15 protein-coding genes and 1 pseudogene are annotated in these 15,541 nt (G+C 63.6%); 8 read left to right on the top strand and 8 right to left on the bottom strand.

The annotated features are described in order from the left end of the window. The first annotated feature begins 156 nt into the window (after positions 1-156). The 6 genes from LHAB_RS05650 (at position 157) to fahA (ending at position 6,068) form a co-directional block, all read left to right on the top strand. On the top strand, positions 157-1,665 hold the full coding sequence (locus tag LHAB_RS05650; RefSeq protein WP_090047716.1) for an FAD-linked oxidase C-terminal domain-containing protein: 1,509 nt from the start codon (positions 157-159) through the stop codon (positions 1,663-1,665). 150 nt (positions 1,666-1,815) lie between these two features. Beyond that, positions 1,816-2,250: a MarR family winged helix-turn-helix transcriptional regulator gene (locus LHAB_RS05645; RefSeq protein WP_090044490.1), complete on the top strand. Its 435-nt coding sequence runs from the start codon at positions 1,816-1,818 to the stop codon at positions 2,248-2,250. Positions 2,251-2,270: 20 nt separating this feature from the next. Next, complete coding sequence (locus tag LHAB_RS05640; protein WP_090044488.1) at positions 2,271-3,962, top strand: FAD-dependent monooxygenase; 1,692 nt, start codon at positions 2,271-2,273, stop codon at positions 3,960-3,962. Between the two features lie 9 nt (positions 3,963-3,971). Continuing rightward, complete coding sequence (locus LHAB_RS05635; protein ID WP_090044485.1) at positions 3,972-4,160, top strand: DUF2783 domain-containing protein; 189 nt, start codon at positions 3,972-3,974, stop codon at positions 4,158-4,160. Positions 4,161-4,185: 25 nt separating this feature from the next. Next, entirely contained in the window at positions 4,186-4,722 is a 537-nt protein-coding gene (locus LHAB_RS05630; protein ID WP_090044483.1) for a VOC family protein, read from the top strand. 11 nt (positions 4,723-4,733) lie between these two features. Next, positions 4,734-6,068, top strand: a complete 1,335-nt coding sequence (gene fahA / locus LHAB_RS05625; RefSeq protein ID WP_090044480.1) for a fumarylacetoacetase — start codon at positions 4,734-4,736, stop codon at positions 6,066-6,068. Positions 6,069-6,165: 97 nt separating this feature from the next. On the opposite strand, the pseudogene LHAB_RS05620 reads toward fahA, so the two are convergent. Both LHAB_RS05620 and LHAB_RS05615 read right to left on the bottom strand, forming a co-directional pair. After that, positions 6,166-7,998, bottom strand: a pseudogene (locus tag LHAB_RS05620) (carboxyl transferase domain-containing protein); the annotation flags it as partial. A gap of 146 nt (positions 7,999-8,144) precedes the next feature. After that, complete coding sequence (locus LHAB_RS05615) at positions 8,145-8,828, bottom strand: YggS family pyridoxal phosphate-dependent enzyme (protein WP_090044476.1); 684 nt, start codon at positions 8,826-8,828, stop codon at positions 8,145-8,147. A 119-nt stretch (positions 8,829-8,947) separates the two neighbouring features. Between LHAB_RS05615 and LHAB_RS05610 the strand changes: the two genes are divergently transcribed. Then, on the top strand, positions 8,948-9,853 hold the full coding sequence (locus LHAB_RS05610) for an NAD(P)-dependent oxidoreductase (protein WP_090044474.1): 906 nt from the start codon (positions 8,948-8,950) through the stop codon (positions 9,851-9,853). A 107-nt stretch (positions 9,854-9,960) separates the two neighbouring features. On the opposite strand, the gene LHAB_RS05605 is transcribed toward LHAB_RS05610, so the two are convergent. The 3 genes from LHAB_RS05605 to LHAB_RS05595 all read right to left on the bottom strand — a co-directional run bounded on the left by LHAB_RS05605 (position 9,961) and on the right by LHAB_RS05595 (position 11,624). Continuing rightward, on the bottom strand, positions 9,961-10,587 hold the full coding sequence (locus LHAB_RS05605; RefSeq protein WP_090044472.1) for a BON domain-containing protein: 627 nt from the start codon (positions 10,585-10,587) through the stop codon (positions 9,961-9,963). Then, complete coding sequence (locus LHAB_RS05600) at positions 10,588-11,172, bottom strand: SIS domain-containing protein (protein WP_090044470.1); 585 nt, start codon at positions 11,170-11,172, stop codon at positions 10,588-10,590. It lies immediately after the preceding gene. 65 nt (positions 11,173-11,237) lie between these two features. Further along, the gene (locus LHAB_RS05595; protein ID WP_090044468.1) at positions 11,238-11,624 is read right to left on the bottom strand and encodes a YraN family protein; all 387 of its coding nucleotides are present in this window, start codon (positions 11,622-11,624) and stop codon (positions 11,238-11,240) included. Between the two features lie 14 nt (positions 11,625-11,638). On the opposite strand from LHAB_RS05595, the gene rsmI reads away from it, so the two are divergent. Then, positions 11,639-12,538 carry a 16S rRNA (cytidine(1402)-2'-O)-methyltransferase gene (gene rsmI, locus LHAB_RS05590; protein WP_090047714.1) on the top strand — a complete coding sequence of 300 codons (900 nt, stop codon included), beginning with the start codon at positions 11,639-11,641 and terminating at the stop codon, positions 12,536-12,538. A 133-nt stretch (positions 12,539-12,671) separates the two neighbouring features. On the opposite strand, the gene LHAB_RS05585 is transcribed toward rsmI, so the two are convergent. From LHAB_RS05585 to LHAB_RS05575, 3 genes are all read right to left on the bottom strand, one after another. Then, positions 12,672-13,595 carry a DMT family transporter gene (locus LHAB_RS05585; RefSeq protein ID WP_090044466.1) on the bottom strand — a complete coding sequence of 308 codons (924 nt, stop codon included), beginning with the start codon at positions 13,593-13,595 and terminating at the stop codon, positions 12,672-12,674. Positions 13,596-13,691: 96 nt separating this feature from the next. Then, positions 13,692-14,729: a 2-dehydropantoate 2-reductase gene (locus LHAB_RS05580; RefSeq protein WP_228763358.1), complete on the bottom strand. Its 1,038-nt coding sequence runs from the start codon at positions 14,727-14,729 to the stop codon at positions 13,692-13,694. Positions 14,730-14,737: 8 nt separating this feature from the next. Continuing rightward, positions 14,738-15,526: a class II aldolase/adducin family protein gene (locus LHAB_RS05575; protein WP_090044461.1), complete on the bottom strand. Its 789-nt coding sequence runs from the start codon at positions 15,524-15,526 to the stop codon at positions 14,738-14,740. Between the last annotated feature and the right edge of the window lie 15 nt (positions 15,527-15,541).

Raw genomic sequence — 15,541 nt, 5'->3', positions numbered from 1 at the left:
CGTGCGCAAGCCAGCCACTGCTTGTGGCCGCAGGGGCAGTCTCCCGCAGCCATGCGCCCGTGCTGTGCGCTTTTCACAAGCCCATCAAAGAATATTCAGCCCATGAAAGCCCTCATGGGCGTACATTCAGGCCTTCATTCCAAGGTTTTGCACGCCATGAGCGCCCACACCCCCAACGAAACACAGCAACTGACCGCCACTGAACGTGCCCAGCGCCAACGCGCCGTGGTGCAGGCCTTGGGCCGGGTGCTGCCACAAGACGCCATCCTGTACACCCCCGAGGACACCACGCCTTACGAGTGCGACGGCCTGACCGCCTACCGCGAGCGCCCCTTGGTGGTGGCCCTGCCCGAAACCGAGGCGCAAGTGCAGGCGGTGCTCAAAGCCTGCCACGCTTTGCAAGTGCCGGTGGTGGCACGTGGCGCGGGCACGGGCCTGTCGGGCGGGGCCATGCCGCACCGCCTGGGTGTGACGCTGTCCATGGCGCGCTTCAACCAGATCAAGGCGGTCGACCCGGTCAGCCGCACGGCGGTGGTGCAGTGCGGCGTGCGCAACCTGGCCATCAGCGAGGCGGCAGCGCCCTACGGCCTGTATTACGCGCCCGACCCGTCCAGCCAGATCGCCTGCACCATCGGGGGCAACGTGGCCGAAAACTCGGGCGGCGTGCACTGCCTCAAATACGGTCTGACGGTGCACAACGTGCTCAAGGTGAAGGGCTTCACCATCGAGGGCGACCCGATTGAATTCGGCAGCGATGCGCTCGACACCCCGGGCTACGACCTGCTGGCCGTGCTGGTGGGCAGCGAAGGCATGCTGGCTGTGACCACCGAAGTCACCGTCAAGCTGGTGCCCAAGCCCCAACTGGCGCGCTGCATCATGGCCAGCTTTGACGATGTGCGCAAAGCCGGTGACGCGGTGGCTGCTGTCATCGCTGCGGGCATCATCCCGGCGGGCCTGGAAATGATGGACGGTCCCATGACCATCGCGGTGGAAGACTTTGTCCATGCGGGCTACGACCTGAGCGCGGCGGCGATTTTGCTGTGCGAGAGCGACGGCACACCCGAAGAGGTCGAAGAAGAAATTGGCCGCATGAGCGCCGTGCTGCGCAACTGTGGCGCCACGGCCATTTCGGTCAGCCGCGACGAAGCCCAGCGCTTGAAGTTCTGGAGCGGCCGCAAGAACGCCTTTCCGGCCTCCGGGCGCATCAGCCCCGACTACATGTGCATGGACTCGACCATCCCGCGCAAACGGCTGGCCGACATCCTGCAAGCGATTTCCGAGATGGAAGAAAAGTACGCCTTGCGCTGCCTGAACGTGTTCCACGCGGGCGACGGCAACCTGCACCCGCTGATCCTGTTCGATGCGAACGACCCGGACCAGCTGCGCCGCTGCGAACTGTTTGGCGCCGACATCCTGGAAACCAGCGTCGCCATGGGCGGCACGGTGACCGGCGAACACGGCGTGGGCATCGAGAAAGTCAACAGCATGTGCGTGCAGTTCAGCGCGGCAGAGAACGAGCAGATGTTCGCCGTCAAACGCGCTTTTGACCCGCAAAGCCTGCTCAACCCGGGCAAGGTCATTCCCACACTCAACCGCTGCGCCGAATACGGCCGCATGCTGGTGCGGGCGGGCGCGATCAAGCACCCGGAGCTCGAGCGCTTCTAAACCAGGACGGCTTGGCCGGCGCCCAAGCGCCGACCACCGGGCAGGCACTTGGTTGCGCGCACAACCATCGGTGTTTCTACTTAGTTGCGCGCGCAACCAAATAAAACTAAGATCGGCCTTCGTTCTCCACCCTTCAGACCGAAGCGCCGAATGTCCAAGCCCCTTGACCGCACGCTGACCTACCGCCTGCACCAACTGCACAAGCTGACCGACATGGACAGCCAGTCGGTCTATCCGCAGCGCACGGGTTTGTCGATGAGCGATGGGCGGTGCCTGACGACCGTTGGCACCTTTGAGCCTTTGTCCGTCAAGGAACTGGCCGACAAAGCCAACCTGAACAAAGGACAGGCCAGCCGGGCAGCGCAGGCCTTGGTCGATCAGGGCCTGGTGCTCAAAGCCGACCACCCCGATGACGGCCGTGGCGTGGTGTTGACCCTGACACCCGCCGGGCGCGAAGTGTTTGAACGCGCCATGGACATGGTCCACCAGCGCAACCAAGACATTTTTGGTTGCCTCACCGAAAAAGAACAAACCACCTTGAGTGGCCTGTTCGACCGCCTGATTGCCCACGCCCGCCCGCGCTGAACCCCCACAACGAGCCCACCATGCACACACCCAGCACCGAAGCGCGCCCTTCGATTTACTACACCTACGAGGTTTTCAAGCCGTGGCTGGCCTCGGCGCACCCGAAGCAAGGCCGCCAAAAGGTCGTAATCGTCGGCGCCGGCCCAGCCGGCATGGTCACGGCCCTTGAGCTCGCGCGCCACGGCGTGCCCAGCGTGGTGCTGAGTGCCGAGTTGCAGTTCTCGCAAGGCAGCCGCGCGATTTGCTTCACGCGCCGTTCGATGGAAATCCTGCAGCAAGTCGGCGTGGACCATCGCATGACCGCAAGGGGCCTGCCTTGGCGCTTTGGCAATTCGTATTACCGGGGGCAACGCGTGTTCCGCATGGAAGCACCGCACGACAGCGATGACCGGTTTTTTCCGATCATCAACGTACAGCAGCAGTTCATGGAGGAGTACCTGCACGATGCGTGCAAAGCCCAGCCGCTGATCGACTTTCGCTGGGGCAACAAGGTCAACGCCGTGGTGCAAAAAGACGGTTTCGCACAATTGGAAGTCGACACCCCGGAAGGCCCATACGATCTGGAGAGCGATTGGGTGGTGGCCGCCGACGGGGGGCGCTCGGGTATCCGCAGCGCGATGAATTTGCAAATGGAAGGCGCGTCCTACGAAGGATTTTTCGTGATCGCCGACATCCAGATTGACCTCCCTTACCCCACCGAGCGCCTGGCCTTTTTTGACCCCGAGTGGAACCCCGGCAACACCATCCTGATGCACCGCGAACCCCACGGCATCTGGCGCGTGGACTACCAGCTGCCGCCTGGTGAAACACCCGAAGACGCGCTGCGCCCCGAATCGCTCAAGGCCCGCATCGATGCCCAGTTGGCCATGATCGGCCACGCCGGTCTGAAGTGGACAATGGACTGGTCCTCGGTGTATTCGGCCCGCACGCTCACGCTGCCTGAATTCGTGCACGGCAGCGTCATCTTCACGGGCGATGCGGCCCACCTGCTGCCGATTTTTGGCGTACGTGGGGCCAACACCGCATTCCAAGACGCGCAGTCGCTGGGCTGGCATCTGGCCTATGTGGTCCAAGGCCTCGCGGGTCCAACGCTGCTGGCCAACCACTGCGCCGAGCGCGTGGGCGCGGCGCGCGAGATCATCACCGAGGCGGGCAAGAGCACCCGCTTCATGGCCCCACCCAGCCCCGGCTTTCGCCTGCTGCGCGATGCGGTGCTCTCGCTCTCGCTCACGCAAGACTTTGTGCGGCCGCTGTACCACTGGCGCACCTCGCGTCCGCACGAGTACACCCACTCCATGCTCAACAGCGCGGGCGACGACAACGGCCTGTTCAAAAGCGGCCCTGCGCATGGCGCCCCCCCACAAAATGTGCGCTTGGGTGCCAACGACTTTTTGCTCGACCACCTGGGCGGCGGCTTTGATCTGCTGTACTTCACCGATGAAGCATCCTTGCCCAGCGCTTTGCAAACGGTCATCGACCAGGCCCGCAGCCAAGGCCTGCCCCTGAAGGTGATGGCGGTGGGCGCGGCCAAGCCAGTGGCGGGCGCCGATCAGACCCTGCCCGACGCCGACGGCCACCTGCGCCAGCGCTACGGGATTCCAGCCAACGGCGGCGCCTATTTGCTGCGCCCCGACCAACACATTTGTGCACGCTGGATCACCCTGGATGCCACGCGCTTGCAAGCCGCCCTGACCTCCGCCTTGCCGCAATAAGGAAACCGCATGACCGACAAGCAACTCACGATCGACGGCCTCGAAACCGTCTACGACGCGCTGGCCACCGCCATTGACCAGGCCGGCGCCAACAAGGCCCAGCTGTTCCTCGTCAAGCTGGCCCTGCTCAACGCCAACGCTTTGGCCGACGAAAACCTGTTTCAGCAGCAGATCACCGCTGCCCTGCAAGACCTCTGATCACACGACCACCAGGAGACCCACCATGCTCGTTCAATCCGTTCACCACGTCGCCTACCGCTGCAAAGACGCCAAAGAAACTGTCGAGTGGTACCAAAAGCACCTGGACATGAAATTCGTTTTGGCCATTGCCGAAAACGAAGTGCCGTCCACCAAAGCGCCCGATCCTTACATGCACATCTTTCTCGATGCGGGCCAGGGCAACATCCTGGCTTTCTTTGAGCTGCCCAGCCAGCCCGAGATGGGGCGCGACGAAAACACCCCTGCCTGGGTGCAGCACCTGGCGCTGAAAGTCGATTCGATGGCCACCTTGCTGGCCGCCAAAGACAAGCTGGTGGCGGCGGGTATCGAGGTGCTCGGCCCTGTCGACCACACCATCTTCAAGAGCATTTATTTCTTTGACCCGAGTGGTCACCGCCTGGAGTTGGCCGCCGACTGCGGCACGCCCGAGATGATGAAAAAGCTCGACGCGGTGAAATGGGACATGCTCGAAGAATGGAGCCAAACCAAGCGCGCGCCCCAACACGCCGCCTGGATGCACGACGGCAGCATGGCGTCTTGAAAGCCATCCGAATGACCCTGCTCAACGACACCCACAACCCCGCCCTCAAAAGCTGGGTGAGCTCGGCGAACTTGCCCGGCACTGACTTTCCCATCCAGAACCTGCCGTTTGCCCTGTTCCGCCGCCAAGGCAGCGCTGAAACATTCCGGGGCGGCGTGGCCATTGGCGACCAAATCCTGGATTTGGCCGCTGTCGCCACGTCCGGCGTGCTCAAAGGCGATGCGGCTGCCGCAGCCCAGGCAGGCGCACAAGACAAGCTCAATGCGCTGATGGCGCTGGGCACCAATGCCTGGAGCGCCCTGCGCCTGGCCTTGTCACGCGCCTTGCGCGAGGGCTCCGCTGAGCAAGCCATATTGCAATCGTGCCTCGTGCCGCAAGCGCAGGCCGAATACGATGTGCCCGCCCGCATTGGCGACTACACCGACTTCTACACTTCGGTGCACCACGCCACCAACATCGGCAAACAGTTCCGACCGGACAACCCGTTGCTGCCCAACTACAAATGGGTGCCGATCGGCTACCACGGCCGTGCCTCCAGCATTGGCGTGTCGGGCCAGCAGTTTCGCCGTCCGGTGGGTCAAACCATGGCCCCTGGCGCAGAGGCCCCATCCTTGGGCCCCTGCAAGCGGCTGGACATCGAGTTGGAGTTGGGCATCTTTGTGGGCAGCGGCAACGACTTGGGCGAATCCGTGCCGATCACCCAAGCCGAAGACCATGTGTTCGGCATCTGCCTGCTCAACGACTGGTCGGCCCGCGACATCCAAGGCTGGGAATACCAGCCGCTTGGCCCCTTCCTGGCCAAGAACTTCGCGACCACGGTCTCACCCTGGGTGGTGACACTCGAAGCGCTCGCCCCTTACCGCGTGGCCTTCACCCGGCCCGAGGGTGACCCGCAGCCCCTGGCCTATCTGGACTCGGCGGCCAACCGAGCCGGCGGCGCGTTCGACATCCAGTTGCAAGTGGGCCTGCAAACACCCAAGATGCGCGAAGCTGGACAAGCCGATACAAGCATCTGCCGCACCAGTTACCGTCACGCCTACTGGACGGTGGCGCAAATGCTCACGCACCACACCGTGAACGGTTGCAACCTGCAGCCGGGCGATCTGCTGGGCAGCGGCACGCTGTCGGGCCCCACACTGGACCAGGCGGGCGCGCTGATCGAGTTGACCACCGGCGGCAAAAACCCGATCGCGCTGCCCAATGGCGAGCAGCGCACTTGGCTGGAAGACGGCGACAGCGTGGTGCTGCGCGGTTGGTGTGAACGCGAAGGCGCTGCGCGCATTGGTTTCGGGGAATGCGTGGGCACGGTGCTGCCTGCGCGGGTGCCTTTGTCACGCCCGACCTGATCGGGCATCCTGGCCTTCGGTCAGGCATGGATACCCGCATGCGCGGGCATGACAGATTCGTGTCACCTCCGACTTGATCGGGGGTCCATGGCTTCAATCACCAAGTGTCTATGGCCAGTGCGCCGTCGAAGGGCCGGATTTTCCCGGCCTCCAGCCCCGCCACCAGCCAATCGCGCGTAGAGGCAGGGTCAATGACCGCATCGATCTCCAGCGTGGCCGCCATGTTGATGGCGCTGCCGTTGTCGTATTGCTGTGCCAACAACTGCGCAAACAAGGCTTCGCGCTCGGGGCCCTCGGCCACCGCTTCGAGTTCCTTGCGGTAACCCAGTCGCACCGCCCCCTCGAGGCCCATGCCCCCAAACTCGCCGGTGGGCCAGGCCACCGTGGCCAGCGTTTCGTGAAAGCCACCACCCGTCATGGCCATGGCGCCCAGACCATAGCCTTTTCGCAGGACCACGCTGAGCCAGGGCACCCGCAGGTGCGCGGCCGCCACAAACATGCGCGAGACATGGCGCACCTGCGCGGTCGCCTCGGTGTCCGGCCCGACCATGAAGCCGGGGGTGTCCACCAGACTCACCAGGGCCAAGCCATGCGCGTTGCACAGCTGCATGAAGCGCGCGGCTTTGTCGGCCGCATCGGCGTCGATCGCGCCACCCAAGTGCAGCGGGTTATTGGCCATGAGCCCCACCGGCCGCCCCGCGATGCGCGCCAGCGCGGTGTGGATGCCCACACCAAAACCGGTGCGCAGCAACAAGAGGCTGCCCTCATCGGCGATACCTTGCATGGCCGCTCGCGTGTCGTACACGCGCACACGGTTTTCGGGCACCACATGGCGCAGCGCTTGGACGGGCGGCGCTTGCCATGTGGTTTGCAGGCCCTGAAAAGACGACAGGTAATGCCGCGCCGCAGTCACCGCCTGCGCTTCGTTGTCCACCAGGATGTCGATCACGCCGTTGCTGTACTGCACAGCGCTTGGGCCTATCTGCTCGGGTGGGAAAACGCCCAAGCCACCGCCTTCGACCATGGCCGGGCCGCCCATGCCGATGTTGCTGTCACGGGTCGCAATGATCAGGTCGCAGCAGCCCAGCAAGGCGGCGTTGCCCGCAAAGCAGCGCCCCGCCACCACGCCCACCACCGGCACCCGGCCATTGAGGCGGGCAAACGAAGCAAATGTGGCCAGGTTCAGGCCCGCCACGATGGCGACATCGACATCCCCAGGACGGCCCCCACCGCCTTCGGCGAACAGCACCACGGGCAGCTTGTTTTGCAATGCCACGCCGAGCATGCGGTCGGTCTTTTGGTGGTTGCGCATGCCCTGTGTGCCGGCCAGCACGGTGAAGTCGTAGGCCATGACCACCACGCGCTGGCCGTTGACGCAGCCCATGCCCGTGACCATGCCGTCGGCGGGGGTGTTGCGCATGAGGTCATCGGCGCTGCGGCGGCGGCTTTGCGCGGCCACGGCCAAAGCGCCGTATTCCACGAAGGAGCCCTCGTCGCACAGGTCGGCGATGTTCTCGCGGGCGGTGCGCAAGCCCAGGGCATGGCGCTTGGCCACGGCCTCGGGGCGTGCCGCGTCATGGGTGAAGGCCAGGCGGACTTGCAGCTTTTGCAGGTCAGCGCGGTCCATTGGAAGAGGGGCAGTTGTCGTGCTGGCGGCAGTGGCCTTTGGCCGCAGAACATCCTCGGTCAAGGGCATGAGCACACCCAGCACCTCGCCCTCGGCCACCGCCTCACCTGCTTGAAAGTACAGCTCGCCCACACGCCCGGCCTGGCTGGCGGAGATTTCGTGTTCCATTTTCATGGCTTCCAAAATCACCAGCACTTCGCCTGCGGCCACGGTCGCACCAGGGGCCACCCGCCATTGGACCAGTTGCGCCTGCAGAGGGGAATGGATGTTTTGCATCTGGCCATTGTGCGGGGCTGCCCAGGCGACCCCCGGTCAAGTCCGGGACAATTTAGACTGATTTTTTGAACTCTTGATCGTGCTGACCCACAACGTCATCCGGGGTGGGCGCGCGGCGCAGACTGTTGCAGCTTCGCACGGGACAAGGCCACTGAACACAGCGACTTGAGCGTTCAGCGTTGGCCAAAAATGGCGGTGCCCACCCGCACCATCGTGCTGCCCTCGGCAATGGCGGCGGCCATGTCGGCGCTCATGCCCATCGACAAGGTATCCAGGGGCATGCCCTGCGCGCACAAATGATCAAACAAGTCTTTGGCTTGGCGGTGCACAGCGCGCATTTGCGCATCGGTCTCGGCGGGTTCGGGGAGGGTCATCAGGCCGCGCAGCTGCAGGCGCGGCAAAGCCGCCACGGCTTGCGCCAGCGCAGGCAGCTCTTGCGGGCTCACACCCGATTTGTTCTCGCCGCCGTCCACATTCACCTGGATGCACACCTGCAAGGGCGGCAAATCGGCCGGGCGCTGCTCTGACAGGCGCTGGGCAATTTTGAGGCGGTCCACGCTGTGCACCCAGTCAAAGTGCTCGGCCACCAGACGCGTCTTGTTGCTCTGGATCGGGCCGATGCAATGCCACTGCAGGGGCAAATCGCGCAAGGCGGTGATCTTGTCCACCGCTTCTTGGATGTAGTTTTCACCAAAGGCCGTCAGTCCTGCGGCATGGGCCTGGCGCACGGCATCGGGCCCCCAGGTTTTGGACACGGCCAGCAACTGCACGCTGTCTGAAGTGCGGCCAGCGGCCTGGCAAGCGGCCTGAATTTGCGCCTGCACACGGGCGATGTTGTCGGCAATTGAGGGGTTCATGGCTTGAGCGTACCAAAAGCGCCCATGGCACCCCATGGTCAACCCAAAGCACCCGGTTCACGCCAGAGCACCCGCAGGCTGCCAAAATAGCCTTTTTTTCACTCCTCTACGAGAAACCCATGAGCCAAATCGCCGCCAAAACCTACGACACGACGCCCGCCAAAAAAGTCGCCTTTTTGGGCCTGGGCGTGATGGGCTACCCCATGGCCGGCCACCTGGCGCGCGCCGGGCACCACGTCACCGTGTACAACCGCAGCGCCTCCAAAGCCGCCGCTTGGGCCGCCGAATGCCCCGGCAACGCCACGGCCCCCACGCCGCGTGAGGCGGCAGCAGGTGTGGACATCGTGTTTGCCTGCGTGGGCAACGACGCCGATCTGCGCAGCGTGGTGCTGGGCCCGGACGGTGCTTTTGCCGGCATGAAGCCTGGCGCGATCTTTGTGGACCACACCACGGCCTCGGCGTCCGTCGCCCGGGAGTTGTCGGCCGAAGCCCAAAAACTGGGTCTGCAGTTCATCGATGCCCCCGTCTCGGGGGGTCAGGCTGGCGCACAAAACGGCCTGCTGACTGTCATGTGCGGTGGCGACACCGCCGCTTTTGACGCCGTCAAGCCCGTGGGCATGGCTTTTTCTCGCGCCTTCACCCTGTTGGGCGAATCCGGTGCCGGTCAGTTGGCCAAGATGGTCAACCAGATCTGCATTGCCGGGCTGGTGCAAGGCCTGTCCGAGGCGATTGCGTTCGGCCAACAAGCCGGGCTGGACATGCACCAGGTGCTCGACGTGATCGGCAAGGGCGCGGCCCAAAGCTGGCAAATGGACAACCGGGGCAAGACCATGGCCGACGACAAGTTCGAGTTTGGGTTTGCGGTGGACTGGATGCGCAAGGACTTGGGCCTGGTGCTGGACGAAGCCAAGCGCAATGGTGCCCTTTTGCCGGTGACGGCGCTGGTGGACCAGTTTTACGCCGATGTGCAAAAAATGGGCGGTGGCCGCTGGGACACCTCCAGCCTGATCCGTCGCTTGCGCTGATGCGCGCCGCCAAAGGTCATGGCCACCCGCTCACGCGGGCTTAAACCGGCATTGGCATCAAAAAGAGCAGCTCACAAGCCGCTCTTTTTCCTGGGGCATGCCCTGTATCACTTGGTCAAAGGTGGCTGACTCAAACGCTTGAGTTCTTCTTCGGAAATCTCGTCGAACACGCGCACGACTTTGGCCACACCACCGATGCCGCGCACGATGTCGGTGGCACGTTTGGCTTCACGCGCTGTCACGCGGCCCATCAAATACACAATGCCGCGCTCGGTCACCACTTTGATCGAGTTGACCTGAAGGTCTTTGGCGTCAATGAAGGCGGCCTTGGCCTGGCTGGTGATCACCGCGTCTTTGGAGCGCTGGGTCAGGCTGCTGGGCGGTGCCAACGCCAGATCGTTCAAGACAGACTGGACATTTTCCTGGGCCTGCGCCAGTTTTTCTGCACGGTCCTTGTCGGCCTGCGTGCGCGCCTCACCGCTGAGCAGGACCTTGCGGTTGAAGCTGGTCACATTCAGGTGGACACGGTCACCCAGATCCCGGCGCACGGCACTGGCCACTTTGAGCTCAATGCCCTCGTCTTCCACCTGAGCACCCGTGGTGCGCCGGTCGGTGGCCACGATGCCCGTGGCGACCACACCCCCCAGGAGCATCGGCGCGCAGCCAGAGATGGCCGTCAAAGCAGTGGCCAACACAGCACCGGTCAAGACCAAGGATCGAAGATTGCGTTTCATTTAAACAGGCTCCTGTTCACCCAACAACTGGGTGTCAATTCCATCACACAGACAGTGCAGCACCAGGTGCTGCACCTCACGAATTCGCGCGGCCCGCTCATGCGGCACGCACACATGCACATCGGTTTCACGCAATTGGCGGGCCAAGCCTCCGCCATGGTGTCCGGTCAAGGCCAACACCGTCATTTCACGGTCGTGGGCAGCCTGAACCGCATCGGTCAAGGCGGGTTCGCTGCCATCGGCACTGATGAGCACCAACACATCACCGGTTTGGCCCAGCGCCAGCACCTGACGGGCCAAAGCTTGTCCATCGGCCCAGCGGGTGGCCGTCAGGGCGTCCGAGGACAAGGCGATGGCCGCCAAACCCGGGCGCTCGCGCTCGAACCCGCCCACCAGCAAGTTCGCCAGGTACTGGGCCAGCGCAGCAGAAGGGCCCAGGCCACCGACCAGCACCTTGCCGCCCCCCGTGACACAGGCCAAAACAGCCTGGACAGCCGAATCCACAGGCTTGGCCAAAGTCTCGGCCACCTGGTAGTGCAGATCTGCACTGTCGATGAAATGTTGTTGGATTCGAAGGTCAAGCATGCGGTGGGGATGATAACCCCGCCCACAGGGCTGCCGCCTTGAGACACCGTTTTTTCCCCGAGATTTCAAGTGGCATCAAAAGCCGCCTGCAGCCATTCGGGCCCGGTGGCCTCAACGGTCACCACGTCAAAGCGTGCTGGCGGCAGCTGACGCCAACGCAAAAGGTAATGGTGGGCCGCAAAAATAATGCGCCTTTGCTTGGCGTAGCCGATGCTCGCAGCCGCCCCGCCATGGTCGATGCGGCTGCGTTTTCTGACCTCGACAAACACCACGGTGCCATCGGCAGACTGCATGATCAGGTCGATTTCGCCACCCCCACGGCCGGGCGTCCGATAATTGCGCTGCAGCAGACGCAAACCCCGCGCCTGCAAATAGGCCAGCGCCTCGTCTTCGCCCGCATCACCCCGGGCTTTGGTGGTCTGACCGACCTTGTCTTTTTTGAGGAATTGCATTGACGCCCTCTCCCTTGTCTGCCTCGTTCGCCAAAGCCCTGGAGGCCGCGCACGAAGCTGCCGGATCGCAAAACCACCCGGCCAGCACACTGTATGTCGTGGCCACCCCGATTGGCAACCTCGCCGACATCAGCCTGCGTGCCCTGCACATCTTGTCGCAGGTGGATGCCGTGGCCTGTGAGGACACCCGTCACACCCAGCAACTGCTGCGGGCTTACGGTCTGGACCGTCCTGGCGCGCAGCTGTTGGCGGTTCACCAGCACAACGAAGCCGAAGCCGCACAAAACGTGATCGCTCGGCTGGCCCAAGGCGAACGGGTGGCCTATGTGAGCGATGCAGGCACCCCGGCCATCAGCGACCCCGGAGCCCGGCTGGTCAGCGCCGTGCGCCAAGCCGGTCACCGCGTGTTGCCCTTGCCAGGCGCCAGCAGTGTGACCACCGCGCTCAGTGCCTCGGGCATGACGGGTGACGACGGCTTTGTGTTTGCGGGCTTTTTGCCCAGCAAGTCGGCCGAGCGCGCGCGTGCCGTGCAAACCTTGGCGATGGAAAGCCGGGCCGTGGTGCTGCTGGAGGCGCCGCACCGGATCGAAGCTTTGGCCCAAGCGCTGTCGGTTTTGGGCCAACGCCCCATCACCGTGGGACGCGAGCTGACCAAGCAGTTTGAGCAAATCGAAACCCTCACCACTCAGGACTTGCCGAGCTGGCTGGCTGAGAAACCCGAGCGACTGCGCGGTGAGTTTGTGCTGGTGCTGCACGACGCGCCTGTGGCGGCATCCGCAGGCGAGGGCCTGCGTGTGTTGCAAGTGCTGTTGCCCGAATTGCCCCTGAAAACCGCTGTCAAACTCGCTGCCGAGATCACGGGCGAGTCCAAAAACGAGCTTTATGACAAAGCCTTGGCGCTAAAAAAGGACTGACCCCGCTCAGTTTCGGAACCCGGTGTGGGCGCGCTGTGGTCTCGCCGTAGCCATCCCCACCGAAGCCACAGATCCCCGATCCAGTCGGGGATATCAAACTCGGGTATCCCTCAGACGCCAGCTGCCAAGCAAGTCAGCGCTTGCGCAAGCCCAGCCACATGACGGTGGCGACCACCACCAAAGCGCCGACCAACTGCATCGGCGCGATCGATTGCCCCAGCAGCGCCCAGGCCAACACCAGCGCAAAAACGGGCTCCACATTCATGATGGCCGAGTTGCCCACCACCCCCAATTTGGGCAGCACAGTGAACATGATGGTGAAGGCGGTGCCGTACAAAAACGTCAAGGCCCCCAAGCCCCACCAACCTGCGCTGGCGTTGGGCAAATGAATACCGCTTTGGGTCAAGGCCACCACAGCCGCCAAAATGGCCACCGTGCCCATGGTGGTGAAGGTGCGCAAGCGCCCGTCCACGTCGGCGGCCTCGTGCTGGGTGATGACCAGCGCCAGGCCAAATGTGGCGGACGCCGCCAGTGCAAAGGCCACACCTGCCCCGATCTGACCCCAATGCTCGGCGGCCCCGAGGCCAGAGGCTGCCCCCAGCACATCGAGCGCCAGCGCCAGACCCATCAGCATCACCGGCATGGCCAGCAATACCATGCGCTCGGGGCGGTGGCCGTACAAGACACGCGCCCAAAACGCGGTCAACAAGGGGTAGGTGTTGAAGGCCAGCAGCGCCAAGGCCACCGGCAAGCGGGCGACGGCCGAGTAAAGGCAGACACTTTGAACCGCGATCAAAGCACCGATCAGCAAAAGGCTTTTTCGGTGCCGGACTGTCAGTTGAAGCGCGACCTTTTGTTGCCACAGAATCAGCGCGACCACGAAGGCGGTGACCGTGCTGCGAAAGGTCACCGCAGTCACCACGTCCACACCATGGTTGAAGGCCGTGCGGGCCGCCACGTGGTTGGCACCCATCATCAAGGCGATCAGCAAAAGCGTGAGAAACCCAGTCAAAGACAACCGGGAAAATGCAAGGGGAGAAGCCGGTGGGGAGGACATCAGGGCAATTTAACGCCCCTCAGACCCGGGCGATGACATCCACGCGACTGGGTGAGGACAGGGGCAGACCATGGCCTGGGGTGGGTGTTGTCGCATTCAATGGCCTGCGCCATCTTGGCGGACGGGACGGCCAGACGGGGTTCCATACAGCCCCAGGCCTTGCGCATGCAAACGGCTCAGTCCCAGCAACACATCCGTCAGCGGCGTTGCAACTTGCGTGAGTTGCCCCAACTCACGCACGGCCGAAACCAAGGCATCGAGCTCCACGGGCTTGGACGCCTGCACATCCTGCAGCATGGAGGTGCGAAACGCCCCCAGTTTGCGCGTCATGGCATGTCGGTCTTCGGGTTCTTGGGCGATGGGGATGCCCATGTGTGCCCCAATCGCTTTGGCTTCCAGCATGACGCCCGAGATGAATTGGCGCACCAAGGGGTCGTCAAGGATCCGATCGGTGGTGGCCCCGGTCAAGGCGCTGATCGGGTTGATCGTCATGTTGCCCCAAAGTTTGTACCAGATGTCTTTCTGGATTTGCGGTGACAGCGTGGCGTTGAAGCCTGCCTGGCACAGCAGCGCATGCAAGGCCTGAACGCGGGGGGTGATCTCACCAGAAGGCTCGCCCACGATCAGGCCGTCACCAAAGTGGTGACGGAAGACGCCGGGCGCATCCACCGAGCAACTGGCATGCACCACACAGCCGATGATGTGCCGAGCAGGCAAGGCGCTGGCGATGGCACCACCCGGGTCTACCGCGTCGAGTGAGCGTCCGGCCACCAGGCCACCGAAACCCTGCAAAAACCACCATGGCACACCGTTCATGGCCGTCAGCACCATGGTGCGCGGGCCGATCAGCGGGCCGATCTGTTGCGCCACCGATGCCAAGGACGGGGCCTTGACGGCGATCACCACCAGGTCCTGCACGCCGAGGGTCGCAGTGTCGCTGGATGCCTTCGCGGCCACGGTGTGCAACGCGCCCCCTTGGTGCAGCTGCAAGCCATGCTGCTGCACCGCTTGCAGCGTATCCCCGCGCGCCAGCACGCTGACCTGTGCCCCGGTGCGCGCCAGGTGCACGCCCATCCAGCCGCCAATGGCGCCTGCGCCGACGATCGCGATTTTGTCGAATTTGATGTCATTCATGGCATCGCTCATGCGCGCCACCCTGTGTCTTGCTTGTCCATTTGGCGCACCAGTGCTTGAAAAACGTCCTGCCCGGCCCCATGGTTGGGGTTGAATTGCAGCGCATCGCGTGTGCATTGGGCCGCAACCGCTTCGGGCACCGGAATCGGTGCGCCCATGCTCTGCGTGGCCAATTGAATCTCGCACGCCCGCTGCAAAGTCCACAAGACCGCAAAGGTCTGAGGCAGCGTCTGCCCCCAGGAGAGCAAGCCGTGGTTGCGCAGGATCACCGCAGGCTTTTGGCCGATGCTTTTCAGCACGCGCGGTCCCTCTTCGGCGTGGATGGTGATGCCCTCGAAGTCATGGTAGGCCACCATGCCGTGCAGCTGGGCCGAGTAAAAGTTGCTTTGCGAGAGACCGTCCTGCAAACACGCCACGGCCACGCCGGCGGTGGTGTGGGTGTGCATCACGCAGTGCGCTCCCTCGATGCCGCCGTGCAGCGTGGCATGCACCACAAAACCGGCGGGGTTGACTTTGTAGGGCGATCCATCGAGCACATCACCTTGCATGTTGATCTTGACCAGGTTGCTGGCCGTGACCTCGCTGTAGTGCAAGCCAAAGGGGTTGATCAGGAACTGCTTGTCACCCCCGGTCACGCTGTCGGGCAGTCGCACGGTGATGTGGTTGTAGATCATCTCGGTCCAGCCGAGCATCGCAAACACACGGTAACAAGCGGCCAGTTCCAAACGGGTCTGCCATTCGTCAGGGTGCACCCGCGCTTGCAAAGAGGGCACCACCGCCTGAGGGTTTGGAAACATCACGATCTCCTTTGG

The sequence above is a fragment of the Limnohabitans sp. 2KL-27 genome (assembly GCF_001269345.1).
GTDB lineage: Bacteria > Pseudomonadota > Gammaproteobacteria > Burkholderiales > Burkholderiaceae_C > Limnohabitans_A.
This window is presented reverse-complemented; position numbering and strand designations above follow the sequence as displayed.

Bases quoted from the DNA above. Each gene is read 5' to 3' on its own strand.
- LHAB_RS05650 (WP_090047716.1), top strand. From the start codon at position 157: ATGAGCGCCCACACCCCCAACGAAACACAGCAACTGACCGCCACTGAA.
- LHAB_RS05645 (WP_090044490.1), top strand. From the start codon at position 1,816: ATGTCCAAGCCCCTTGACCGCACGCTGACCTACCGCCTGCACCAACTG.
- LHAB_RS05640 (WP_090044488.1), top strand. From the start codon at position 2,271: ATGCACACACCCAGCACCGAAGCGCGCCCTTCGATTTACTACACCTAC.
- LHAB_RS05635 (WP_090044485.1), top strand. From the start codon at position 3,972: ATGACCGACAAGCAACTCACGATCGACGGCCTCGAAACCGTCTACGAC.
- LHAB_RS05630 (WP_090044483.1), top strand. From the start codon at position 4,186: ATGCTCGTTCAATCCGTTCACCACGTCGCCTACCGCTGCAAAGACGCC.
- fahA (WP_090044480.1), top strand. From the start codon at position 4,734: ATGACCCTGCTCAACGACACCCACAACCCCGCCCTCAAAAGCTGGGTG.
- LHAB_RS05615 (WP_090044476.1), bottom strand. From the start codon at position 8,828: ATGAACCCCTCAATTGCCGACAACATCGCCCGTGTGCAGGCGCAAATT.
- LHAB_RS05610 (WP_090044474.1), top strand. From the start codon at position 8,948: ATGAGCCAAATCGCCGCCAAAACCTACGACACGACGCCCGCCAAAAAA.
- LHAB_RS05605 (WP_090044472.1), bottom strand. From the start codon at position 10,587: ATGAAACGCAATCTTCGATCCTTGGTCTTGACCGGTGCTGTGTTGGCC.
- LHAB_RS05600 (WP_090044470.1), bottom strand. From the start codon at position 11,172: ATGCTTGACCTTCGAATCCAACAACATTTCATCGACAGTGCAGATCTG.
- LHAB_RS05595 (WP_090044468.1), bottom strand. From the start codon at position 11,624: ATGCAATTCCTCAAAAAAGACAAGGTCGGTCAGACCACCAAAGCCCGG.
- LHAB_RS05585 (WP_090044466.1), bottom strand. From the start codon at position 13,595: ATGTCCTCCCCACCGGCTTCTCCCCTTGCATTTTCCCGGTTGTCTTTG.
- LHAB_RS05580 (WP_228763358.1), bottom strand. From the start codon at position 14,729: ATGAATGACATCAAATTCGACAAAATCGCGATCGTCGGCGCAGGCGCC.
- LHAB_RS05575 (WP_090044461.1), bottom strand. From the start codon at position 15,526: ATGTTTCCAAACCCTCAGGCGGTGGTGCCCTCTTTGCAAGCGCGGGTG.